Annotated in this window: 18 protein-coding genes; 12 read left to right on the plus strand and 6 right to left on the minus strand. The window is 64.0% G+C overall.

Features of this window, described 5'->3' with window-relative positions:
* Positions 1-84: 84 nt before the first annotated feature.
* Positions 85-3714, minus strand: coding sequence for a hypothetical protein (locus QA645_RS03015; RefSeq protein ID WP_283048108.1), 3630 nt, complete (start codon positions 3712-3714; stop codon positions 85-87).
* A 254-nt stretch (positions 3715-3968) separates the two neighbouring features.
* Entirely contained in the window at positions 3969-4922 is a 954-nt protein-coding gene (locus QA645_RS03020) for a LysR family transcriptional regulator (protein WP_283048110.1), read from the minus strand.
* A gap of 99 nt (positions 4923-5021) precedes the next feature.
* On the opposite strand from QA645_RS03020, the gene QA645_RS03025 reads away from it, so the two are divergent.
* The 3 genes from QA645_RS03025 (at position 5022) to QA645_RS03035 (ending at position 8938) form a co-directional block, all read left to right on the plus strand.
* Positions 5022-6203 carry an MFS transporter gene (locus tag QA645_RS03025; RefSeq protein WP_283048112.1) on the plus strand — a complete coding sequence of 394 codons (1182 nt, stop codon included), beginning with the start codon at positions 5022-5024 and terminating at the stop codon, positions 6201-6203.
* Between the two features lie 12 nt (positions 6204-6215).
* Positions 6216-7250 carry an aldo/keto reductase gene (locus QA645_RS03030; protein WP_283048114.1) on the plus strand — a complete coding sequence of 345 codons (1035 nt, stop codon included), beginning with the start codon at positions 6216-6218 and terminating at the stop codon, positions 7248-7250.
* 122 nt (positions 7251-7372) lie between these two features.
* Complete coding sequence (locus QA645_RS03035) at positions 7373-8938, plus strand: amidase family protein (RefSeq protein WP_283048116.1); 1566 nt, start codon at positions 7373-7375, stop codon at positions 8936-8938.
* A gap of 66 nt (positions 8939-9004) precedes the next feature.
* On the opposite strand, the gene QA645_RS03040 is transcribed toward QA645_RS03035, so the two are convergent.
* Entirely contained in the window at positions 9005-10309 is a 1305-nt protein-coding gene (locus QA645_RS03040) for a TadE/TadG family type IV pilus assembly protein (RefSeq protein ID WP_254127790.1), read from the minus strand.
* 274 nt (positions 10310-10583) lie between these two features.
* Here QA645_RS03040 and QA645_RS03045 point away from each other — a divergent pair, with 274 nt between their 5' ends.
* From QA645_RS03045 to QA645_RS03070, 6 genes are all read left to right on the plus strand, one after another.
* Positions 10584-11516 (plus strand): glutathione S-transferase family protein, encoded by a 933-nt coding sequence (locus tag QA645_RS03045; RefSeq protein ID WP_283048117.1) that lies wholly within the window; start codon positions 10584-10586, stop codon positions 11514-11516.
* Positions 11517-11695: 179 nt separating this feature from the next.
* Entirely contained in the window at positions 11696-12997 is a 1302-nt protein-coding gene (locus tag QA645_RS03050) for an O-acetylhomoserine aminocarboxypropyltransferase/cysteine synthase family protein (protein WP_283048119.1), read from the plus strand.
* A 12-nt stretch (positions 12998-13009) separates the two neighbouring features.
* The gene (locus tag QA645_RS03055) at positions 13010-14011 is read left to right on the plus strand and encodes a homoserine O-succinyltransferase (RefSeq protein WP_283048120.1); all 1002 of its coding nucleotides are present in this window, start codon (positions 13010-13012) and stop codon (positions 14009-14011) included.
* Positions 14012-14116: 105 nt separating this feature from the next.
* Complete coding sequence (locus QA645_RS03060; RefSeq protein WP_283048121.1) at positions 14117-14860, plus strand: polysaccharide deacetylase family protein; 744 nt, start codon at positions 14117-14119, stop codon at positions 14858-14860.
* A 238-nt stretch (positions 14861-15098) separates the two neighbouring features.
* Complete coding sequence (gene recQ, locus QA645_RS03065) at positions 15099-16964, plus strand: DNA helicase RecQ (RefSeq protein ID WP_283048123.1); 1866 nt, start codon at positions 15099-15101, stop codon at positions 16962-16964.
* Positions 16965-17252: 288 nt separating this feature from the next.
* Positions 17253-18194, plus strand: coding sequence for an IS110 family transposase (locus QA645_RS03070; protein ID WP_283046012.1), 942 nt, complete (start codon positions 17253-17255; stop codon positions 18192-18194).
* Between the two features lie 56 nt (positions 18195-18250).
* Here QA645_RS03070 and QA645_RS03075 read toward each other — a convergent pair whose 3' ends face one another.
* Positions 18251-19267: a 1-aminocyclopropane-1-carboxylate deaminase gene (locus tag QA645_RS03075; protein ID WP_283048125.1), complete on the minus strand. Its 1017-nt coding sequence runs from the start codon at positions 19265-19267 to the stop codon at positions 18251-18253.
* A gap of 158 nt (positions 19268-19425) precedes the next feature.
* Between QA645_RS03075 and QA645_RS03080 the strand changes: the two genes are divergently transcribed.
* The 3 genes from QA645_RS03080 (at position 19426) to QA645_RS03090 (ending at position 21831) form a co-directional block, all read left to right on the plus strand.
* Entirely contained in the window at positions 19426-19890 is a 465-nt protein-coding gene (locus QA645_RS03080; RefSeq protein ID WP_283048127.1) for an Lrp/AsnC ligand binding domain-containing protein, read from the plus strand.
* A gap of 107 nt (positions 19891-19997) precedes the next feature.
* On the plus strand, positions 19998-21143 hold the full coding sequence (locus QA645_RS03085) for a PLP-dependent cysteine synthase family protein (RefSeq protein WP_283048128.1): 1146 nt from the start codon (positions 19998-20000) through the stop codon (positions 21141-21143).
* Between the two features lie 127 nt (positions 21144-21270).
* Positions 21271-21831 (plus strand): carboxymuconolactone decarboxylase family protein, encoded by a 561-nt coding sequence (locus QA645_RS03090; RefSeq protein ID WP_283048130.1) that lies wholly within the window; start codon positions 21271-21273, stop codon positions 21829-21831.
* A gap of 16 nt (positions 21832-21847) precedes the next feature.
* Here QA645_RS03090 and QA645_RS03095 read toward each other — a convergent pair whose 3' ends face one another.
* Both QA645_RS03095 and QA645_RS03100 read right to left on the minus strand, forming a co-directional pair.
* Complete coding sequence (locus QA645_RS03095; protein WP_254127800.1) at positions 21848-23431, minus strand: sensor domain-containing diguanylate cyclase; 1584 nt, start codon at positions 23429-23431, stop codon at positions 21848-21850.
* Between the two features lie 139 nt (positions 23432-23570).
* The gene (locus QA645_RS03100; protein ID WP_283053643.1) at positions 23571-24443 is read right to left on the minus strand and encodes a hypothetical protein; all 873 of its coding nucleotides are present in this window, start codon (positions 24441-24443) and stop codon (positions 23571-23573) included.
* Between the last annotated feature and the right edge of the window lie 4 nt (positions 24444-24447).

The following is a 24447-nucleotide window of genomic DNA, read 5'->3' on the forward strand; positions in this document are numbered from 1 at the left end:
TCGCCGGATTCGATGTCGGGACCGATGTGGACGAGGGTGAGGCGGCCGAGCCAAACGCCGCCCCTGACCATCGTCAGATCAGCCCTACACGATCACAAAGCTCGATGCGTGCAATTGGCTGATCGCGGTGTCGACGAAATCGACAGACCCCGCGTTAGGAGCGCTGCCCAGGGCAAGCAGGGTCCCGCCGTGTCCATCGCTCTTCAGCGCGCTCATGATGTCGGCGGCGGAGTGGTAATTGCCGATGCCGTTTGCAAGATCGATGACGCCGAGCGGGTCGTTGCCAAATCCGGAAATCGTGTCGATCTGATTGCTGGAGTTGATGAAGACGGTCAGGCCCGAGCTCTGATCGCTGATGTTGACATGGGCCGCGCCATTGATGATCGCCTGATTGCCGAACCCGACAAAGTTGAACTGGTCTGATCCGCCATTGGCCGTCACGACGTCCAGGCCAATCTGGTTTGTCACGGTTGCCGTGGATCCGTTGAGCACCACGTGATTGCCGACCCCACCGAGTGTGATTGCGTCGTGGCCCGCGCCGGCAACGACGCTGTCTGCTCCGTTGCCGGCCATGATCGTGTTTGTTCCCGAACCGACGGTGATCTGGTTGACCATGCCGTCGAGCTTCACGGTGTTGTTGCCATCGCCGAGCGTGACGCTGTTGGCGCCGCCTCCGCCCGTGACGAGATCGTTGCCATTTCCGAGCATGACGGTGTTGCCAAATCCGGACAGCGTCACCTGGTTGTCGCCGTTGCCGGCCTTTATCGTGCTCGCTCCGTCACCCGGATGGACGACATTGTTGCCGTTGCCCAGCGTGATGAAGTTTCCGAATCCGCCTGCGTCGATGGTGTCGTTGCCATTGCCGAGCGTCATCATGGTGGCGCCCGTCGAGCCCTTCACCGAGATGTTGCCGTCGCCGCCGGTGACGAGGTTGCCGAATCCCTCCAGATAGACGGTGCTGTCGCCGCTCGACACGTCAACCGTCCCGTAGAGCCCGGCGTAGATCGTGTCGTTCCCGCCATTGCTGTGGATGACATTGAACATGCCATAGGCATGGATGATGTCGTTGCCCGTCGTGCCCTGAATGGTGGCATAGCCGGATGTCGGGCCGTCGATGATCGTGGGACCGGCCTGATGCGTGTCGATGACGGTCGTGTGGGCGTCGCTGACGGTCAGGCCCACGCTGCTTGTGTCGCTCAGGGTGAACGTCGTCGTTGCGCTGCCGTCGCCATGCGGCGAGGCCACAAAGCTGAGGCCGTGCAACTCGGCGGTCAGCTTGTCGGCGCTGGTCGCAGCAAGTTCGTAGATCCCGTTTCCAAGCGAGATCAATCCTGTCCCCGACAGGATGCCGGCCGCGCCCGCGAGCGTGATGATGAGGCTGTCCGTTGCCCCGGCGTTGGGATCCGTGATGCTGACGGTCGCGAATGGATTGATCGCAGCTTCGTTGCCGGTCGTTTGTCCCGATATGGCACCCGCGATGGCGGGCAGGGCCGCGGCCGTCAGCAGAATGCCGCCGTTGCTGTCCTTCGTGATGCCGAACTGCGCGACCGAGGTATCCGCCAATGTGAAAGTCTCGCTGGCCGTACCGTTGCTGACCGTGAGCTTCGAGCCGGACACAGTCGCCGTTGCGCCGGCGGCATAGGACAGCCCGGACAGGTCGATCCGATCGCCGAGCGAGATGCCCTTGATCTGGCTTGCAAAGGTCGATGCGCCCGAAACCAGCTTCTGCTCGATCTTCAGTGTGCCCTGGCCGGAAAAGCTGATCGCGTCGTCGGACACCGCGCCCGCCTTGAGGTCAAGCACGCCGCCGGCGATCGTGGTCGCGCCGACAATGCCGCCCGCTTCGACGAGTTCTGTGGCGCCAAGATGAATCGTCGATGCGTTCGCGGTGCCCTGATCGAGCACATCAAGCGTGCCGCCGTTCAGAGTCGTGGAGGTGACGATGCCGCTGTTGGAGACGGAGAGGCTTCCTGAATTCAGGATTGTTCCGCTCGCAGCGCTGGCGTCGAGCGCAGGTGCGCTTGGGTCATTCGTGGGGTCCGCAATGGATCCCGAAACCGTCATCACGCCACCGTTGATGGTGGCGTTCTTGGCGATCGCTCCCCCGGACAGGTGCAATTGGGCGCCGCTGCCGACAACAGCCGAATCGACCTCGCTTCTGATGACGATGCCGTACGGGCCTCCCGGGGGATAATAGACCGTCTCGCCCGAAGCATTGACGACGCCGCCCGAGTTGATGATGGTGCCGCTGGCAAAGCCACCATTGGTGAGATTCTGGACACCGCCGGCATTGACGGTGGTCGACGTCGCGTAGCCGGTGTCGACGTCCTGCTCGCCGCCATTATTGACAGTGGTGTGATCCGCCCGTCCTGGACCCGGCGCATCATGCATATACAGGCCGGCGACATGCTGAATGCCGCCCATGTTGATGGTGGTATAGCTCGCAGCGGACGCAAGCCCGACATCCTGTTCGCCGCCATTGATGATCGTGTGGCTGGCGGTGGCTTCCAAATCGTAGTTGCCCAGGACTTGCTTGCCACCCGCCAATATCGTCGTGTTCGTGGCTGCGCCGAACACCTTGAACAACGTGCCGTTCGATACGGTGAAGCCGTCTTCCGTGTAGCCATAATCGGCAATAAGCGTTGCGCCATTCTGGACGGTCGTATTGGACAGCGTCGCGCCGGCCTCGAGGATGAGCGTTGCTCCTGCGGAGACAATGCTGTTCTCGAGGACGCCGCCGTCCAGAACCTGCAGCGTCACGCTCTTCGCAACGGTAAATCCGTTTTCAACCGTACCGTCGCCGATCCCGAGAGCGCTGCCGGCGTTGAAGACTGTCCCCGAAAAGCTGGCATTACCAAGGACGATGAGAACGCCGTATTGATTGACGGTCGTGTTGGTCGCCGTCGCGCCGGCCGACAGTTGCATCGTTGCGTTGCTGATTGTCGTGCCGGTCGCCGTGCCACCTGCACCCACATTCAGCGTGCCGTAGTTCTGGACGATTGTCCCGGACACCAGCGCGCCGTTCGATACCGTCAAGGTTCCAAAACCTTCGACGGTGGTGCCGGTCGCCATGCTGGCGTCGACAACCGGCTGGCCGGGGAAGCCTGCGAACGGATCGGGTATCCATCCCGAGACCGTCATGGCGCCGCCATTGACGGTCGCATTCACCGACGTCCCGCCGCCGGTGACGTCGAATTCACCCCCGTAGTTGATGGTGGCGCCGGTCGCCACGCTTTGGATGACCGGCGGCGGATACACGGGTGCCGTCTCTACGGTTTCACCCGAAACGTTGAGTCTGCCGCCGGAATTGACGATGGTGCCGCTGGCGCTGCCGCCATTCGTCACATTCTGGACGCCGCCGGAATTGACCGTCGTCGCCGTTGCGGTACCCGTATCGATGTCCTGCTCGCCGCCGCTATTGATCGTGGTGTGATCAACGGCGCCGGGTGTTGGGCCTTCATGGACAAATTCGCCGGTGACGCGCTGGATGCCACCTGAGTTGATGGTCGTATAACTGGCGACGCCATCCAGGATGACGTCCTGCTCTCCGCCATTGATGACAGTGTGGGTTGCCGTGCTTGTCGAGGAAGATCCACCGACCGTCTGCAAGCCGCCAGTTTCGATCGTCGTGCTATCGACGGAAACGCCCCCGGTGACATCCATCGTGTCGCCGTTGTGGATGGTCGTGCCACTGGCGGGAGGAACAGCCGTCATTTCAATGCTCCACGATTCGCGTTTGGAAAATCAAACTAAGCAAAATCGTGTGACGGCATTTCAACTTGAAGGTGCATGGGCTCGGAGTGTCTGTCAAGCTTCCGAAAGAAATCCCACATATGCGAGAGCCGCGAAGCTAACGGTCGCATTCATGTCATCACACAGGTCGCTTCACGTGCGACAATTTCTGGGCTTCCGCGTTGTGACGCAAATGTAGGCAATGCGATTGACTGACACACGCTTCGCCATTCGCCTCATTGCGCCAACTTCCACTTCCCATCCTGCGCACGCTTTAACGCTGGGTCACTCACGCGCACGTGCTCCGCCAAAAAATCGATGAAGGCGCGCACGCGGGCGGGAAGCGGAGCGGCGTGGCCGACATAGACCGCGTGAATGTCTTCGCGGTCGCCGGGATTGTAGCTTTGCAGCACCGGCACGAGGCGGCCGGCTTCGATGTCGGGGCCGATGTGGAAGAGGGCGAGGCGAGCGAGTCCGACGCCGCCGAGCGCCAGGCGGCGGGCGATCTCGCCGTCGCTGGCGCGCGCGGCGGGTGGCGGCACGGCTTCCTCGGTGCGGTCACCGCGCCTGAACGGCCAGCCGCCGCGGATGCGCGGAAAGGTCCAGCCGATGCCGCGGTGCTCGGCGAGATCCGACGGCGTCTTCGGTATGCCCGCGCGCGCCAGATAATCCGGTGCGCCGACGACCACCATGCGGCTGGTGCCGAGCTTGCGCGCAATCAGGCGTGAAGCCTTCAGCGGACCGACGCGGATGGCGACATCGGCTCGCTCCTGCATCAGATCGATCAGCGTGTCGGTCAGCACGAGATCGAGCGTGATCTCGGGATGCTCCGCGAGAAAGCGGGGGATCAGCGGCATCAGATGCAGCATGCCGAAGGGAATGTTGCTGTTGACTGTGAGGCGGCCGCGTGGCGCGGCGCCGGAGGCGGCCTCGCGCTCGGCTTCCTCCATCTCGCCGAGGATGCGCAACGAGCGCTGGTAGAAGGCCTGGCCTTCCTCCGTCAGCGTCAGCTTGCGCGTGGTGCGGTTGATCAGCCGCGAGCCCAGCCGCGTCTCCAGCCGCGAGATCAGCTTGCTGACGCCCGAAGGCGTCAGGCGCAGCTTCCGGGCGGCCTGGGTGAAGCCGCCGAGGTCGACGACGCGAACGAAAACCTCCATCTCGGCGGAGCGGTTGGTGTCGAAACGGGCCATGTTGAATTCACGTCATAAATGATTGGATTGTGGACATCCTAATGGTTTTACCGCGGCGCGGCTATCTGCGTGGTTCGTCTTCATCCATTGGAGCCACGCATGCCTCCCGCCGTCCTCGCGCTCACCGCCGGTGCCTTCGGCATCGGCACCACCGAATTCATCATCATGGGCCTGCTGCTTCAGGTCGCTGCCGACATGCATGTCTCCGTGCCGGTCGCGGGCCTGCTGATCTCCGGCTATGCGCTCGGCGTGTTCGTCGGCGCGCCGGTGCTGACGCTCGCCACCCGCCGGTTGCCGCGAAAGACCGTGCTGCTGGCGCTGATGGCGATCTTCACGCTCGGCAATGCCGCCTGTGCGCTCGCGCCGAACTATGAATTGCTGATGGCCGCGCGGGTGCTGACCTCGCTGGCCCACGGCACCTTCTTCGGTGTCGGCTCGGTGGTGGCGACCGGCCTCGTTGCCGAGGACAAGCGGGCGTCCGCCATTGCCACGATGTTCATCGGCCTCACGGTCGCGACCCTGCTGGGGGTGCCCTTCGGTGCCTGGTTCGGCCTGATGCTCGGCTGGCGCGCGGCGTTCTGGGCGGTGACGGTGATCGGCGTGATCGCCTTTGCGGTGGTTGCGGCGCTGGTGCCCGGCCATGTCGGCAACGGCGACAAGCCGATCTCGCTGGCGGAAGAGATTGCCGTGCTCGGACGCGGACAGGTGCTGCTCGGCCTGGCCATGACCGTGTTCGGCTTTGCCGGCCTGTTCGTCGTCTTCACTTACATCCAGCCGATCCTGACGCGCTTTACCGGCTTTTCGGAGGCCGCCGTGTCCCCGATCCTGCTGGTGTTCGGTGTCGGGCTTGCGGTCGGCAATGTTGCCGGCGGCAAGCTCGCCGATCGTGGGCTCGTGCGTGCACTGATCGGCACGCTCGCTGCGCTCGCGATCGTGTTGCTCGGTCTCTCCGCCGTACTGTCGGTCAAGATCCCCACCATTGCGCTGATCCTGCTGCTTGGTGTCGCGGCGTTTGCAACGGTCGCGCCGTTGCAGCTTCGCGTGCTGGAAGCGGCCGGTCCGCGTGGCCGCACGTTGGCTTCGAGCCTCAACATCGCCGCGTTCAATCTCGGCAATGCGCTCGGTGCCTGGGCCGGCGGCGTCGCCATCGATCGCGGGCTCGGCCTTTCCGTGCTGCCGCTGGTTGCGGCGGGCATCACCGCGATCGGACTCTTGCTGGCGCTGTGGAGCCTTCAACTCGATCGCAGGCAGGTCGCCGTCGCGGCCTGCCCGGCGGAATAGGGGGAGACGCACATGCAATACCGCAATCTCGGCGCTTCCGGACTTAAAGTGCCCGTTCTCAGCTTCGGGACCGGCACCTTTGGCGGCCAGGGCCCGCTGTTCTCGGCCTGGGGCCGCAGTGGCACCGACGAGGCGCGCCGGCTGGTCGACATCTGCCTCGAGGCCGGCGTCAATCTGTTCGACAGCGCCGATGTCTATTCGAACGGCGCCTCCGAGGAGATTCTCGGCGTCGCGATCAAGGGGCGGCGCGACAAGGTGCTGGTCTCGACCAAGATGAGCCTGCCGATGGGCGATGGTCCGCTCGACGCCGGCTCGTCGCGGCATCGCCTGCTGGCCTCGGTCGAGGCGGCACTGCGGCGCCTCGGCACGGATTATATCGACCTGCTCCAGCTCCACGCTTTCGACGCCTTCACGCCGATCGAGGAGGTGCTGTCCACGCTCGATACGCTCGTGCGTGGCGGCAAGCTGCGCTATGTCGGCGTCTCAAACTTCGCCGGCTGGCAATTGATGAAGTCGCTCGCCATCGCCGATCGTCGCGGCTGGCCGCGCTATGTCGCGCATCAGGTCTATTACTCGCTGCTCGGCCGCGACTATGAGTGGGAGCTGATGCCGCTCGCAGCCGATCAGGGCGTCGGCGCGCTGATCTGGAGCCCGCTCGGCTGGGGTCGGCTCACCGGCAAGATCCGTCGTGGCCAGCCGCTTCCGCAAGGTAGTCGGCTGCACGCCACCGCGCAGTTCGGTCCGCCGGTGGACGAGCAGCGGCTCTATGCCATCGTCGACGTGCTCGACGCGATTGCGGACGAGACGGATCGCACCGTGCCGCAGGTCGCTATCGCCTGGCTGTTGTCGCGCCCGACGGTATCGTCCGTAATCATCGGCGCCCGCGACGAGGCGCAGCTGCGCGACAATCTCGGCGCGGTCGGCTGGTCGCTGAGCGCGGATCAGCTCAAGCGCCTCGACGAGGTCAGCGCGGTGATGCCGCCCTATCCCTATTATCCCTATCGCGTCCAGGAGGGCTTTGCGCGACTGAATCCGCCGCTTGTGTGAGTCCATCGATCTCTGACAATTCGTCGCATTGGCGGCTGCCGCCAATGCGCCATGCAGAAACGCCGCTGTACAGGCCGCAACGCGCTCCGTAACCTCCGCGCCGCAATTTCAGGAGATGCGACGTGGCGAAGAAGACGGCGACCAAGAAGAAAAGCACCTCAAAGAAAGCAGCGAAGACCTCGAACAAGAAGGCCACCGTCCGCAAGGGCGCTGTCGCGAAACCGGCCAAGAAGACCCTCAAGACAGCAGTCAAGTCGGCTGCGCGCCGCCCCAAGGGGCCGGCCTGGCAATGGTCGGCCGTGGAGACCGCGGCGGCGATCCGCTCCGGCGCGATCTCGGCGGTGGAAACCGTCGAGGCGCATCTGGAGCGCATGCATGCGGTCAATCCCCGGCTGAACGCGGTCGTCGTCGATCTCGGCGAGGACGCGCTGAAGGCCGCGCATGCGGCCGACAAGCAGCGTGCCAAGGGCAGCGAGCTTGGCCTCCTGCACGGCGTGCCCGTCACCATCAAGGAGAATGTCGACTACGAAGGCCGGCCCAATTTCAACGGCGTTCCCGCCAACAAGAATCTCGTCGCGCCGTCGGATTCTCCCGTGGTGCGCAACTTGAAGAAGGCCGGCGCGATCGTCATCGGCCTCACCAACACGCCGGAATTTTCGTTCCGCGGCTTCACCGACAATCCGCTGCACGGATTGACGCTCAATCCCTGGGATCCGAACATCACCTGCGGCGGCTCCTCGGGCGGCGCGGGGTCGGCGGTCGCCGCCGGCATCGGCACCATCGCGCATGGCAACGACATCGGCGGCTCGCTGCGCTGGCCGGCGCATTGCAATGGCGTCGCCACCATCAAGCCGACGCAGGGGCGGATTCCCGCCTTCAACGCCAGCGCGACGGCCGAGCGGCCGATGCTCGCGCATCTGATGTCGGCGCAGGGGCCACTCGCCCGCCACGTCGGCGACGTCCGTCTTGCGCTGGAGGTGATGAGCCAGCGCGATCCGCGCGATCCCTGGTGGGTGCCGGCGCCGCTGACCGGGCCGAAGCCGAAGGGGCCGCTCAAGGTTGCGCTGGCCAAGATCCCGGACGACATGGCGGTCGATCCGGCGGTCAGCGCGGCGCTTCGCCAGGCCGCCGATCATTTGGAGCGCTCCGGCTATCGCGTCAGCGAAGTCGAGGTGCCCGATATCAACGGCGTCTGGCAGACCTGGTGCGACATCATCACCAACGAGACGGTGGTGATGCAGGAGGCCGGCATGCTGAAGGTCACGTCGGAAGACTTTCACAAGGCGTGGGGCGGCATGAAGACCAAGGCGAGCACGCTCGATCTCAAGGCCTGGATGCAGGCGACGGCCGCCCGCAACGGCCATATCCGTGCGTGGCAATTGTTCTTCGAGGTGTATCCGGTGGTGCTGGCGCCGACCACGGTGAAGCCGACGCCGGGGCCGCGGGACGACACCGTCAGCGCCGAACGCGTGCAAGAGATCTTCTGGGGCGAGATCCGCTTCATCTCTGCGATCAACGTGCTGGGGCTGCCCGGCGCCGTGGTGCCGGTGGCCGTGCACGACGGCAAGCCGATCGGCGTGCAGCTCATCGCGGGCCGCTATCGCGAGGATCTGGCGCTGGACGCCGCCGCCGCGATCGAGAAGCGCGCCGGCGTATTGACCCACCGGCTCTGGGAGAGCATGGCCTGAACTTGCTGTTGTCTCGCAGTCGGGGCTTCGCGCAACACGCGCGAAGCCTCGATGCGTCCGCCGAGATCAGTTGGTCAGATGGGAGGCCGCGATCGCCTTCTGGAACAGTGCATTCAGCGCCGTGGTGATGTTGGAGTCGCTCGAGACCTCGTAGTAATAGCCGGTCGTCGCGCAGGCCTGCATCTTGGTCGCAATCGAGCTGCGGAACGGTGCGATATAGGTGTTGTACCAGCTGTTGTTGGTGATCGCGAGGTAGGTGGTATAGAGCACCGCGATCTTGACGCCGCGCGCCTTGATGGTGTTGCAGATCGTCGTCGTCAGCGGCTCCTGGCATCGCCCCGACGAGGTGATCACGGTCTGACTGCAGCTCGACGGATAATAGTAGTCGGCGACCCCGTCGGAGACGAAGAACAGCCATTTCTGTGGCGAGGAGGACGAGCCGTCGCCCGGCGTCGGGATCGTGGTGTTCATCGACGTCATGGTGCCGTCGAAATCGGTGCACATGTCGTTGTTGTAGTTGGTGTAGGGGATCGTCATCAGGTCGACGCCGGCCACCGCCGTCTTGACCGAGGACATGCTCGAGGAGAGCGCCGAGATCGTCGTCAGGCCCAATGCGGCGCAATCGCTGCCCATGGTGTAGACCGCCATCCGGTACTGGTTGCTGACGAGCTGGCTCGCGGTGGCGGTGTCGGTGAGCGACTGCGTTGCGTCGCGCACCAGGTCGATCCGCATCTTGATGCCGAGCTTCTTCGCGATCGAATAGTAGCTGTTGGTTTGAAGCGTCTTCTTCGAGCTCGACGTGTAGGTGTCGTGACAGGCGAAGGCGCAGCTGTCGGAGGTCGCGTTCTGCAAGGCCGTCATGTCGGCCGTGGTCGCGCCCAGTCCCTGCGATGGGGAATTGTCGAGCAGCACGTAGAAGTCGATGTAGGCCGGCAGCGAGGCCGCAGCGCTCGAGGACGCCGAGACTCCGAGGGTCTTGTAGCCGAACATCCCCATGAAATAGGTGGTCACTGTCGCGGTCGCCGTCCCCGACGCCGTTCGGGTGGTGACGCTGTCGGTCACGGTGATGTTCACGGAGGTCGAGGTCATGCTGAGCGCGGCCAGCTGTCCGGTGAAGGCGTTCTGCGCATCGCTCTGCGCGGTCGAGGCGCTCTTGGTGATTTCGGTCTTGGCGGTGGCGACCAGCACGGCGGTGTCGAGCGCGGACGTCAGCTTCGTTTTGGCCCGCGTGGCCATGGAATAATCGATGGCGGCGCCGATGAAGGACAGTATCGGCAGCAGCGAGAGCGCGAAGATGACGGCGATATTGCCACGGCGATCTGAAGCAAAGGACGAGAGCAGGCGATGAGCATTACGGGTAGCAAGGTACAAGCAAGCATATCCTTACGCGAACAACAGTGCGTGGACGCTAGCATTGTGGAACTTACGCAAGGGTTGACCCGGTTCCACAAACGCGTGTCGGGATATTGCTGATCGTGTCGCCGACCGAACGAAAACTCCGAAAAAAATAGCTGCTTCTGCGCGTCGCGCTCCATCAATCCCGTAGTACTCCGGTGTGCGCGCTTGACGCACGTCGGCGTTTGCTCCCAACATGCACGGACACCGCGCCGTAGCAGCGCGCATCAACCTTCAGTAGGGAGGCGACATGCCGGAGACTCTTCCGATCATCCTGCATCACTTCGACGAGTCGCCATTCTCCGAGAAGATCCGCCTCATCTTCGGTCTGAAGAACATCGCCTGGACCTCGGTCCGCATCTCCAGGATCATGCCGCGTCCGGATCTGATGCCGCTCACCGGTGGTTACAGGCGTACGCCGGTGATGCAGATCGGCGCGGACATCTATTGCGACACCCAGCGCATCATCCGCGAGCTCGAGCACCGTTTTCCCGCGCCGACCCTGTTTCCTGATCGAGGCGAGGGGCTCGCCTGGGCCAGCGCGATGTGGACCGACAAGTCGTTCTTTCAGAATACGGTGAACCTCGTGTTCGGTTCGCTCGCCGACAAGGTGCCGCAGAGCTTCATCGAGGATCGCGAGAAGCTGCGCGGTGCGAAGTTCGACATTGCGGCGATGACGGCGGCGATCCCGCAGATGCGCGACCAGTACCGCGCTCACGTCGGCTGGATCGAGACGCAGCTTGCCGGAGGTCACCCGTGGCTCGGCGGCGCCGCGGCTGACCTCGTCGACATCAATGCTTACATGAATGTCTGGTACGTCCGCTCCAACCTGCCGGTCGCCGATCAGCTGCTGGCTGAATTTCCCAAGGTGCGCGCCTGGGAAGAGCGCATCCGCGCGATCGGTCATGGCACGCGAACCGAGATGTCGACCGCAGAGGCGCTCAGGATCGGTCGGGCAGCGACGCCGCAGACAGGAGAGGCCAACGACCCACACGATCCGAACGGCCGCAAGGTCGGTGATCTCGTCGACGTCAGGCCCGACGATTACGGCAGGATCGCCGTGCGCGGACGGATCGTTTCGCTGTCAGCCCAGAGCATCGCCATCCGCCGCCACGACGATATCGCGGGCGACATCGTCGTCCATTTTCCGCGCGCGGGGTTTGGGGTGACGCCGGCGAAGTAGTTAATCCAAATTGACTCAAATTTTAGCCAATTCACCAACAACCATTAGGGTTACTTCCTCGATCTCTAAGCGAATTATTGTCCGCTTTACCACCCGCCTCTAACAGAGGGACGGCGGACAACGCACATGCCTCATACAGGCCAATAAGTGCGGCCCGCGTCCCACGCGGAGGTGGTACGATGCGCAACGAGACGATTGCTATTCACGCCGGCTACGAGCCCGAGGCCACCACGCACGCGGTTGCCGTGCCGATCTACCAGACCGCGGCGTACGCTTTCGACAGCGCCGACCACGGCGCGGCCCTCTTCAATCTCGAAGCTGAAGGTTTCCGCTACAGCCGCATCGCCAATCCGACCAGCGCCGTGCTGGAGAAGCGCATCGCCCAGCTCGAAGGCGGCGTCGGCGCGCTCGCGGTCGCGACCGGCCAGGCTGCGCTGCATTTCGCCTTCGTCAACGTCGCCGACCACGGCGGCAACATCGTGTCCGTGCCGCAGCTCTACGGCACCACCCATACGCTGCTCTCACACATTCTGCCGCGACAGGGCATCACCGGCCGCTTCGCCGAGAGCGACAAGCCGGACGCGATCGCGAAGCTGATCGACGAGAACACCCGCGCCATCTTCGCCGAGACGATCGGCAACCCCGCCGGCAATGTCTGCGACATCGAGGCGCTGGCGAAAATCGCGCATGCTCATGGCGTGCCGCTGATCGTCGACAACACCGTCGCCACGCCGATCCTGCTCAAGCCGTTCGACTACGGCGCCGATATCGCCGTGCATTCGCTGACCAAGTTTCTGGGCGGCCACGGCACCACGCTCGGCGGCGCCATCGTCGATTCCGGAAATTTCCCCTGGGCCAAGCACGCCGACCGTTTCCCGGCCTACAACAAGCCGGACGCCTCCTATCACGGCCTCGTCTATGCCGAGCGCTTCGGCAAGACCGCCTATATCGAGCGCGCACGCAGCGTCTATCAGCGTACCATGGGTTCGGTGCTGTCGCCGTTCAACGCGTTCCTGCTGCTCCAGGGCATCGAGACGGTGGCGCTGCGCATGGAGCGCCATTGCGAGAACGCTCGCAAGGTCGCCGAATTCCTGCGCAACGATCCGCGTGTCGCCTGGGTCAACTACACTGGTTTCCCGGACAGCCCCTATTATCCGCTGGTCCAGAAGTATCTCGACGGCAACGCCTCTTCGCTGTTCACCTTCGGCATCAAGGGCGGCATGGAGGCCGGCAAGACCTTTTATGATGCATTGAAGCTGATCACGCGCCTCGTCAATATCGGCGATGCCAAGTCGCTGGCCTGCCATCCGGCTTCGACCACGCACCGGCAAATGTCGCCGGAGCAGCAGCGCTCGGCCGGCGTGCTACCGGAAACGATCCGCCTCTCGATCGGCATCGAGCATGCCGCCGATATCATCGAGGATATCGACCAGGCGCTGGAAAAGGCCTGTCCGGCCGCGCGTCTTCAGGCCGCGGAGTAGGCAATCGCGCCGATGAGCATCTTGATCGACAGGGATCAAGGTATTGTAAGCCCGGCGCTGGTACCGGCCGAAGGTGACTTCGCGCGCGATCACGCCGGTGCCGAGCTCAACATCGGGCTGATCAACAATATGCCTGATACGGCACTGAAGGCGACAGAGCGGCAGTTCATGAAGCTGCTGCAGGCTGCCGCAGGGCCGCGCCGCATCCGCTTTCATTGCTTCTCGTTGCCGTCGGTGAAGCGTTCGCCGGAAGCGAAGTGGCATGTCGAGAGCGAATATTCCGATCTCTCCGATCTCAAGCGTCAGAGGTTCGACGGGCTGATCGTGACCGGCGCCGAACCGGTCGCGCCCGAGCTCGATCAGGAGCCGTACTGGCGCGACCTCACCGAGCTGATCGACTGGGCGAGGATCAATACCCGCTCGACGATCTGGTCATGCCTTGCCGCACATGCGGCTGTGCTGCATCTCGATCGCATCGAACGACAGCGGCTGCCGTCCAAATGCCATGGCATCTTCGACTGCGAGACCGTGACTGGCGATCCGCTCACGCGCGGTGCGCCGGCGCCGCTCAAGGTCTCGCATTCCCGCCTCAATGAAGTCACTGAGGGAGATCTCACGCAGGCCGGCTATCAGGTGCTGACCAGGTCGGCCCGGGCTGGCGTCGACGTCTTCGTTCGGCAATACGCCAGCCGCTTCGTGTTCTTCCAGGGCCATCCCGAATATGACGCACTGTCGCTCCAGCGCGAATATCTGCGCGACATCGGCCGCTTCCTCGCGCGCGAGCGGGAGGCCTATCCGGCGCTCCCCGTGAGCTATTTTGACGCAGCGACGGAGGAAAAGCTGGTTCGCTTCGAAAAGCGGGCCAGGCATCAGCGGCATCCGGCACTGACCAATGAATTGCCGGCGCTGACTTTGCGCCCCGATATTGCGGCCGGCAGCGCCGCGGCGGCGCTTTTCCGCAATTGGCTGCAATATCTCGATGCGGACACTGAAGCTCCGCTGCCGGCGCGTTAACCCAGGGCTGTGGGTTCCGCGTTAGGATTACCCGAGCGTTAAGCTTGCCTCGAGCCGCGCGTAAATGTTTCAGTCGAGACATATAGAATCACAGGGAATGCACCCGTGCTGTCGGCCCTCAACGGACGCTTGAGCAATCGGCTAGCCCGGCATTTCCGCGCCGCGCCGCACCGCTTGCCGGCGCACGCGCCGATGGTGAGCTTCACCTTCGATGACGCCCCCGACAGCGCCGCGGACGAGGGCGCCGCGCTATTGGAAGCGCATGGCGGGCGCGGCACGTTCTACCTCGCCGGCAGCCTGATCGATCAGCCCGGGGACCACTGGCACGGCCTGTCGAACGACGCGATCATTCGTCTGCATCGCGGCGGCCACGAGATCGCCTGCCACACGTTCTCGCACTCGCGCGCCGTCGATCTCGACGAGAGCGCGATGGCGCGCGAGATCGAGCGGAACCGCAGTCATTTCCGCGGTATCGACTCCTCGATCAAGCTCGAGAATTTTGCCTATCCCTATGGCCTCGCTTCGGTCTGGCGGAAACCGCAGCTCGCCAAAATTTTTCGCTCGGCGCGTGGCATCCTTCCCGGCGTCAACAGCGATGTCATCGATCTCCAATTCCTGCGCGCTTCGCCGCTGGTCAATTGCGAGATCGATGCGGCGGGCGTGGATCGCTACTTCGACGAGGCGGTCGCGAGCGGCGGCTGGCTGATCTTCTACGGTCACGACGTCGTCGATGCGCCAAGCCCTTATGGCTGCACACCGGCCCTGATGCGCCACGCGCTGACGGCCGCGGACAAGCGCGACATGCCGATCGTGACGGTCGCCGAGGCCTTGCGCAGGATAGGGGCGTAGTTTTCACCTCTCCCCGCTTGCGGGGAGAGGTCGGATCGCAGTTGCGATCCGGGTGAGGGGGTACAGGTCTCACCACCATCTCATCTGCGGATAGATGCCCCTCACCCCAACCCTCTCCCCGTAAGAACGGGGAGAGGGAGAAGAAGCAACGGTGCAAGCCCCCGCAAATCGTCTTGCAACACCGGCGCCGTCATGCGACTGCCGGTGTGCCGAATCTCGCAAACCCTCGACACGCCCCATGCCCGTCCCTTCCACCGCTCCGCTGCCAGCGCCGGCCGATGGCCGCGATGCGCTGTCGGTGCTGCATTCGGTGTTCGGCCTGCCGGGGTTCCGAGGCGCGCAAGGCGAAATCATCCGGCACGTCACCGACGGCGGTAATTGCCTGGTGCTGATGCCGACCGGCGGCGGCAAGTCGATGTGCTATCAATTGCCGTCACTGTTGCGTGAGGGCTGCGGCATCGTTGTCTCGCCGCTGATCGCGCTGATGCGCGACCAGGTTGCGGGCCTGATCGAGGCCGGCGTCAATGCTGCTGCGCTGAACTCGTCGCTGACCTTGCAGGAGGCCTCCGAGATCGAGCGGCGCCTGATCGCGGGCGATCTCGACCTGCTCTATGTCGCGCCGGAACGCCTGGTGACGCCGCGTTGCCTGTCGATGCTGGCGCAAGCCAAAGTGGCGTTGTTCGCAATCGACGAGGCGCATTGCGTCTCGCAATGGGGGCATGACTTCCGGCCCGAATATGTCGGTCTCTCCGTCATCGCCGAGCGTTTCCCCGATGTGCCGCGCATCGCGCTGACCGCGACCGCCGACGAATTGACGCGGAAAGAGATCGTCCAGCGGCTCCAGCTGACGGATAGCCCGCAATTCGTCTCGAGCTTCGACCGGCCCAACATCCGCTACGAGATCGTCGACAAGCGCAATGCGGTGTCACAGCTGAAGGAGTTTATTCGGGATCGCCATGCCGGAGACGCCGGCGTGGTCTATTGCCTGTCCCGCAACCGCGTCGAGGAGGTTGCTGGCGCACTCGCCGAGGCCGGCATTGCGGCGCTGCCCTATCACGCCGGGCTCGACAGTCAGGTGCGCTCGCGCAACCAGGACCGCTTCCTCAACGAGGACGGCATCGTCATCGTTGCGACCATCGCCTTCGGCATGGGTATCGACAAGCCCGACGTGCGCTTCGTCGCCCATCTCGATCTGCCCAAGAGCATCGAGGCCTATTACCAGGAAACCGGGCGCGCGGGGCGCGACGGCAAACCGTCGGCGGCGTGGATGGCCTACGGGCTCTCGGACATCGTGCAGCAGCGCCGCATGATCGACGAGTCCACTGGCTCCGATGACTTCAAGCGCGTGTCGATCGGCAAGCTCGATGCGCTGGTCGGGCTCGCCGAGACCGCGCAGTGCCGGCGCCGGCGCCTGCTCGCCTATTTCGGCGAGGTCGTGCACGGCGAAAGCTGCGGCAATTGCGACAACTGCCTGACGCCGCCGAAAATGCGTGACGGCAAGGTGTTGGCGCAAAAGCTCTTGTCCTGCGCCTACCGCACCGGACAACGCTTCGGCGCGATGCACCTGATCGACGTGCTGATCGGACGTTTGACCGAAAAGGTGATGCAGTTCGGCCACGACAAGCTGTCGGTGTTCGGCATCGGGCGCGAGCTCAACGAGAAGCAATGGCGCACCGTGCTGCGGCAGCTGGTGGCCATGGGTCATCTGCAGAGCGACAGCGAAGCCTTTGGCGCGCTGAAGCTGACCGAGACCGCGCGCGGCGTGTTGCGCGGGGAGACAGAGGTGTGGCTGCGCGAGGAAGCGCCCGGCACCCGGGTTCGGTCAAGCCGCGCAAAATCCCGCCGCGGCGACCTCGCGCCGGCGGCCAGCGCGCCGCAGGGCGACGTCGATCCCGAATTGCGCGCGCGGTTGCGCTCCTGGCGTTCCGATGTGGCGCGCGAGCGCGGCGTGCCGGCCTATGTTGTGCTGCACGATGCCACCATCGACGGCATCGTCCGGGCCTGGCCGACCACGCTCGACGAGCTCCGCAACGTCCCCGGCATCGGCGACAAGAAGCTCGAGCATTATGGCGACGAACTGCTGCAGATCGTCAAGACGCGGTAGGTCGTGACCGTTATTTCCGCTGTCGTCCCGGACAAGCGAAGCGCAGATCCGGGACCCATACCGCGTGATCTATCTTGAGCCGCGCGGAACGACGTTCTTCGCCAAACGCCTCCCTGGGGTTATGGGTCCCTGTGTCTTTGAAGTCTGTCAGGATGGGTTGGGCGGGAAGCCGTTGGGTCCTTGGCGCTTGACGCCGTGAGCCGGCTCGGCCTCCCGCCCGTTCCATTACCAACCTGAACAGTTGCACGAGGCTGCGGCAACAGACCTCGCATCACAGGGACAGGCACCGTGATCATACCTCTTCGTTACGTCGGAATCGACGTCTCCAAAAAGCATCTCGATATCTTTGATGAAGCTGACGGTGTGCCCAGGCGTATCGCCAACGCGGCACAGGCCATCACACAGCAGGTGGCGCGTTGGCGATGCGATGCGCTGATCGTCTTCGAGGCCACGGGTACCTATGACCTTGCGCTTCGCGAGGCCCTGGGCCAGGCCGGTGTCCGCTTCGCCCGGATCAATCCGGCTCGAGCTCGCGATTTTGCGCGGGCCAGCGGCCAACTTGCCAAAACCGACCCGATCGATGCACGGATGCTGGCGGCTTTTGGCCGGGTCATGCAGCCGGCAACCGAGCAGGCCGCCAATCCCGCCCGCAACGCCTTGTCGAGGCTTGCAAAACGGCGGGATCAGCTGGTTCTCATGCGCGCGCAGGAGAAGAACCGGCGCAGCGAGGCTGACGACCGCGCCATGGCCGAACGGATCAGCCGCCTTATCGAGGTTCTCGACGGCGAAGTTGCCGAGATCGAAGCCGACATCAAGGCGCTGACCAAGGCCGAGCCGGAGATCGCGGACGATGCAAAGTTGATCCGCTCGCTTCCGGGTGTGGGTCCCGTGGCTTGCATGCAGCTCATCTCGAAGATGCCGGAACTCGGACGTGTTGGTGCAAAACAGATCGCGGCACTCGCGGGCCTTGCCCCCTTCAACGTCGACAGCGGCGTCTTCCGTGGCAAACGCAAGATCGCCGGCGGTCGAAAGCGCGTTCGTGACGCCCTCTACATGGCTGCCCTCAACGCGGTTCGCCGGGCCGATCCGTTCAAGGCCTTCTACGCACGACTGCGACAGGCCGGCAAACCAGCCAAGCTCGCTCTCATTGCCGTCGCCAGGAAGCTCCTAACCGTCCTCAACGCCATGATGCGCGACAGGAAGCCCTACCTTCAGACCGGGCCGACATAACAGTTGCCGGCCTTCGCCGGGACGACAGCAGGTGAGGAGGCGAGAGCCGGGCAACCTCAGCCGTTCCGGAACGCGTAGCCGTAGCCGTTCAGCGCCGGTGCGCCGCCGAGATGGGCGTAGAGAATCTTCGCGCCCTTCTCGAAATGGCCCTTCTTGGTCAGGTCGATCAGGCCCTGCATCGATTTGCCTTCATAGACGGGGTCGGTGATCATCGCCTCGAGCCGTGCGGTGAGGCGGATCGCCTCCTTGGTCTCCTCCGACGGAACGCCATAGGCGGGATAGGCGTAATCCTCGATCAGCACGACGTCGTCTGCAACGATGTCCTGGCCGAGTTCGACGAGCTTTGCGGTGTTCTGAGCGATCGAGAGCACCTGCGCCTTCGTCTGCGCCGGCGTGAAGGAGCCATCGATGCCGATCACTTTTCGCGCACGGCCGTCCGCCGCGAAGCCGACCAGCATGCCGGCATGGGTGGAGCCGGTCACGGTGCAGACGATGATGTAGTCGAACTTGAAGCCGAGCTCTTTCTCCTGCTTGCGCACTTCCTCGGCGAAGCCGACATAGCCGAGCCCGCCGAATTTGTGCACGGAGGCGCCGGCCGGGATCGCGTAGGGCTTGCCGCCGGCAGCCTTCACTTCCTCGATAGCCTGCTCCCAGCTCTTGCGGATGCCGATGTCGAAACCGTCGTCGACCAGACGCACGTCGGCGCCCATGATGCGCGAGAGCATGATGTTGCCGACGCGGTCATAGACGGCGTCCTCGTGCGGTACCCAGGCTTCCTGCACCAGGCGGCACTTCATACCGATCTTGGCGGCGACGGCGGCGATCATGCGGGTGTGGTTCGACTGCACGCCGCCGATCGAGACCAGCGTATCGGCGTTCGACGCGATCGCGTCGGGAATGATGTATTCGAGCTTGCGCAGCTTGTTGCCGCCATAGGCGAGGCCGGAATTGCAGTCCTCGCGCTTGGCGTAGATCTCGACATTGCCGCCGAGATGTTTGGACAGCCGCTCCAGCTTCTCGATGGGCGTCGGGCCGAAGGTCAGCGGATAACGCGGAAATTTGTCGAGGTTCATTGGTTCATCCCGATTGGCGTTGGTCTTGGATGTGGCTAGCATTGCACTGCAAAAAGGTGCTTTCGAATTTTGCGCCCATCTTGCGCGTGATCTTGCGAAAGTCAGGCCAATAGCTAAGATTTCTTCCGAAGATAGATTAAATAACGGAAGCTTCTTCCATGTCCGCCCGACTCGACCGCATCGACCTCAAGATGTTGAGATTGCTGCAGAATAACGGCCGGCTCAGCAATGCCGAGCTGGCCGTATCAGTCGCGATCAGCCCCGCCACCTGCCATCGCCGCACCCAGCGCCTGTTCGAGGACGGCTTTATCGCCACCGTCCGGGCCATGGTGGCGCCGAAGAAGGTGGCCAAGGGCACGCTGGTGATGGTCGGCGTCGTGCTCGATCGCTCGACCCCGGAGAGCTTTGCGATCTTCGAGCAGGCGATCGCAAAACTGAAATTCGTGCTCGACTGCCACCTCGTCGCCGGCGACTTCGACTATTTCCTGAAAATCCGCGTCGGCGACATGGAGGATTTCAACCGCATCCATGGCGAGCAGCTCATCGCGCTCCCCGGCGTCCGCCAGACCCGCACCTTCTTCGTGATGAAGGAGGTCGTCGACAACGCGCCGCTGGAGTTCTGAGCCAGAGCGGTTTTCCAGCGAAGTGGAAACCGGTTCGCGTCAGAAAACGCGTCAAACAACAATCCGGCGCTATTGATGCGCGATCCGCATCATGAGAGATTCATCCGATGCAGACATTCCCCTACCGCCACCTTAATCCGGCCGGGCCGGCCTATCGGCGCGGCTGGGTCGACGAGGCCGTGGCCGCGATCGAGGCCGACCAGTGCCGCACGGCCGACACGCATCTGATCCGGCTGATCGTGCCGGCGCTCGCGGGCATCGACATCTATCTGAAGGACGAGTCCACGCATCCGACCGGCAGCCTCAAACACCGGCTGGCGCGCTCGCTGTTCCTCTACGCGCTCTGCAATGGCCATATCCGCCAAGGCACGCCCGTCGTGGAGGCGTCGTCGGGCTCGACCGCGGTGTCGGAAGCGTATTTCGCGCAGATGATCGGCGTGCCCTTCTATGCCGTGATGCCGCGCACGACCTCGGCGGAGAAGATCGCCGCGATCGAGCACTATGGCGGCAATTGTCATCTGATCGACGACGGCCGCGCGCTCTATGCGGAAGCAGCCTCGCTCGCGATTCGGCTCGGCGGCCACTACATGGACCAGTTCACCTTCGCCGAGCGCGCCACCGACTGGCGCGGTAACAACAACATTGCCGAGTCGATCTTCACGCAATTGGCGGGCGAGCCGCGGCCGATCCCGGACTGGATCGTGATGGGTGCGGGTACCGGCGGTACCTCGGCCACCATCGGTCGCTATCTGCGCTATCGCCAATATCCGACGCGGCTGTGTGTCGCCGATGTCGAGCACTCCGCCTTCTTCGATTGCTTCCGCACGCAGGACCGCTCCCATGTGTGCGAGCGCCCTTCACTTATCGAAGGCGTCGGCCGTCCCCGCTGCGAGCCGTCGTTCGTGCCGGGCGTGGTCGACCGCATGATGAAGATTCCGGATGCGGTGACGATTGCCGCGATGAACGTGCTGTCGCGCCGGTTGCGGCGCGCGGTCGGCGGTTCCACGGGCACCAATTTCCTGGCACTATGCCGGCTCGCCTCGGAGATGCGCAAGGCAGGCCAGACCGGCTCGCTGGTGACGCTGATCTGCGATTCCGGCGAGCGTTACCGGCAGACCTATTATGAACCCACCTGGCTCGCCGCGCGCGGTCTCGATCCGGCGCCGTTCGAGGCGGCTTTGTCGTCGTTCCTTGAGACCGCACAGCCACTCGCGCTCGCGGTCGACGACGTCGTCAATCCGCAGAGCCCATGACGCTCTGAAGTCTTCGTAGCGGCGTCTCTCTGCTATTTGCGAAATTGCACGATCGTCACGGCAACTTCACTTGCCTTGCGCCCGCACGCGCGCGAGCGTTCGACCTTCTCAACGAGGAGATCTTGCCGTGCGCATTCCCATTCTTGATCCGAAACAGTTGAGCGACGAACAGAAGCCGCTCTATGCCGACATGCAAGCGGGCATCAAGGACCACTTCAAGGGCTTTGTGAACATGCGCGACGATGGCGCGCTGCTTGGTCCCTGGAATCCCTGGATCCGCGAGCCGCGCTTCGGCAAGCCGGTGTGGGAGCTGGTCAAGGCGATCGCGTCGAACCCGCTGCTGCCCGCGCCGGTGCGCGAGGTCGCGATCCTCGTCACCGGATCGCATTTCCGCTCCGGCTACGAGCTCTACGCCCATGTGCTGGTCGCCGAGCAGCGCGGCCTCTCCGACGAGAAGCTTGCGACCATCGTCGCCGGCCAGCGGCCCGTCGACCTCACCAAGCAGGAAGCCGTTGCCTACGACATGGCCTCTGCACTGGTGAGCGGCGGCGTGCTGCCCGAGCTGACCTATCGGGCTGCGGTCAAGGAATTCGGCGAGCACGGCGCGGCCGAGCTGTCCTACCTCGTCGGCGTCTACTGCATGGTCTCGGTCACGCTGAACACCTTTGACGTGCCGGTGCCGGAGTAGAAGCGCCTCGCGACGATCACTCTGCCGCCCTGCTTGCAGGCGGCGGGGGCATCCAGGCGATGCAACGATTGCGGCCTTCGGCCTTGGCCTGGTAGAGCGCCTGGTCGGCTGCGCCCATCAGCGCGTCGATGCCGGACATGCTGACGCTGGCTTCGGCAATGCCGATGCTCACGGTGACGCCGAACTGCACCTGATGCGCGTTCAGCCGCATCGCCATAGCGCGCTTGCGGATTCGCTCGGCAACGAGCTTGGCGCGTGACAGGCTGGTCTCGGGCAGCAGAACCGCGAACTCCTCGCCACCGATGCGGCCGACGAGATCGGACTTGCGCTTGCCCTCGTTGCATGCGGCCGCGACAGCCTTGATCGCCTCGTCGCCGACCGCGTGACCGTAGCGATCGTTGACCGACTTGAAATGATCGATGTCGAGCATCAGGACGGAGACCGAGCGGTAGTAGCGCTGGAAGCGGCTCCATTCCGCATCGAGCGAACCCAGGAAATGCCGGCGGTTGTACAGACCGGTGAGCGGATCGGTGGTCGCGAGCCGCTCCAGCATGTTGGCCTTGTCGTTGAGATCGGTGATGTCGACATAGGTCAGCATGCGGCCGCCGTTCGACATCGTGGTGCAATGAGCCCTGATCAATCGCCCGTCGGGCGTCTGGAGGTCGCGCACGTGATCGCCTGCCTTGACCTCGGCGAGACGCCTGCCGGGGAATTTCGCCAGCTCGTTTGCCGCAAGGTCCGGGGCGCTCGCGCGTTGCGCGCGGCTCACCAGCGAAGCATAGGCTGGGCGGGTGGCGGCTTCTTCCTCGCTCACCTCCCAGAACCGCCGCATCCGCAGGTTCATGAAGCTCGCATTCAGGTTGGAGTCGAGAAGGAGAACGCCGTCCTGAACGTTTTCCAGGGCGTCGCGCAGCAGCTTCAGCTCGTCGGAGAAGCGCACGATGTCGGTGACGGGCGTATAGGTCAGCATGCGTCCGCCGTCGGGCAAAGGCGTGCATTGGACACGCACGACATCGCCGTTGGTTCGGCGTACGTCGATCGGTGTCGGATCGCCGGCCTCGATCACGCGGACACGCTCTTTCACATGGGCTTCGAGGGCGGGATCCGGCACCTCGTAGGCTCCGATGTCGCGCCCGTGATGAAGCAGCGTGAGAATGGATGGATAGCTGTCGGCGACCTGGTCAGGCAGGTGCCACATCTGGCGAAACGAGCGGTTGATGAGGCGCGCCCTGAGGTGGTTGTCGAGCAGCACGATGCCGGTCGGCACATGATCCAGGGCCGCGCGCAGGGCCAGCATCTGGGCGCGCATCAGCGAGTCGGGCGAGCGCTCCTGTTCGCTGCCGGCGGGGCGTTCGACGCTGCCCGGCTGTTCGAAAGCGACTCCCACCTGACGGTCCGATCGCCAGATCACGCGGCAGCTCAGGATGTCGCGTCCCGCAAGCGTGAGCTGGAATCGATCGGGGACGCCTAGACCGCTCTGCATCTCGAGCGTCGCGGCCTCCTCGGTCAGCCGGCGCACGACGCAATCGATCGACGACTGGCCGAAATTGAAGATGATCTTCCCAGCCAGGAACGTCCGTTCCGGCACCAAGCGGGACATCCGCAGTCTCCAAGGCTGAATACGCCGCCTGATTGTGCCGCAACGTTCCTTGCGGCGGCGTAACGCAATCGAAGTTTTCGGATGAGGATTAACGATCGGTTGACGCGGAACTCCAATGGAGGCCCACGGCGGCCCGCGGTCAGTGGCGCACGGCGTAAAGCGGCGTCCGCAGCGTCACCTGATAGGATGGTTTCGGCATCCACGCGATCTGGGCCGTGATGCCGAACAGACGGTTGTCATTGTCATCCATGCGGTCGAGGTCGAGGCGCAGGATCGGCTGGGTGAAGGATTCCGCCAGGGTCCGGCCTGCGAGTTGCGCACCGCCGAACGACTGCATGCCGAGGCGCCCGATGAATTTCCAGTTGCTCGGCCATTGGTAATAGCCGCCGGCGTAGAGGATCGTATTCGGCCTGATCCGGGCCACCACGCTGGCAATGTCGGTGTGGGTGTATTGCACGCCGGCAAGCCAGCCGCGCGTCTCGTCCTCGTCGAGTGCGTAGTCGAATTCCAGGATGTTGTTGAACGAATTCGTCATGCCCGGCACGTTCGGCACCGACTGCGTGATGGTGGATTGCAGCGTGATGGTCGGGATCTTGCCGCCGTTCTGCTGGTAGAGGTCGGCCTGCACGCCGATGTTCCAGCTGGTGACGTCGAATGTCGACCAGCCGCCGCCTATATCCGTCGCTGAGCCTGATACACCGCCATAGAGCGATACGCGATCGCTAACGTCCACGGTCAGCGGCAGGTCGACGGTAATCGATTTCGCCGCCGGCAAGCCGTTGGGCAGCGTCGCGCCGCGTTGTGCCGCCAGCGCTTCGAACGCGGCCGAGAGCGAGGTGTTGCCGAAACCGAGCCCGAGCGTGCCCGCGGGGATCGTGGCATAGGTCGTGCGAAGATCGAGGTAGATGTTCGGGACGACAGGCTTTGACGCCGTGTCCTCGGCCTCGTCGCCGGCGTAGGCGGCGCCGCCCGGGATCGTCAGACACAGCAGCCCCATCGCGACAGCGCGCAAGACC

The sequence above is a fragment of the Bradyrhizobium sp. CIAT3101 genome (assembly GCF_029714945.1).
Lineage (GTDB): Bacteria > Pseudomonadota > Alphaproteobacteria > Rhizobiales > Xanthobacteraceae > Bradyrhizobium.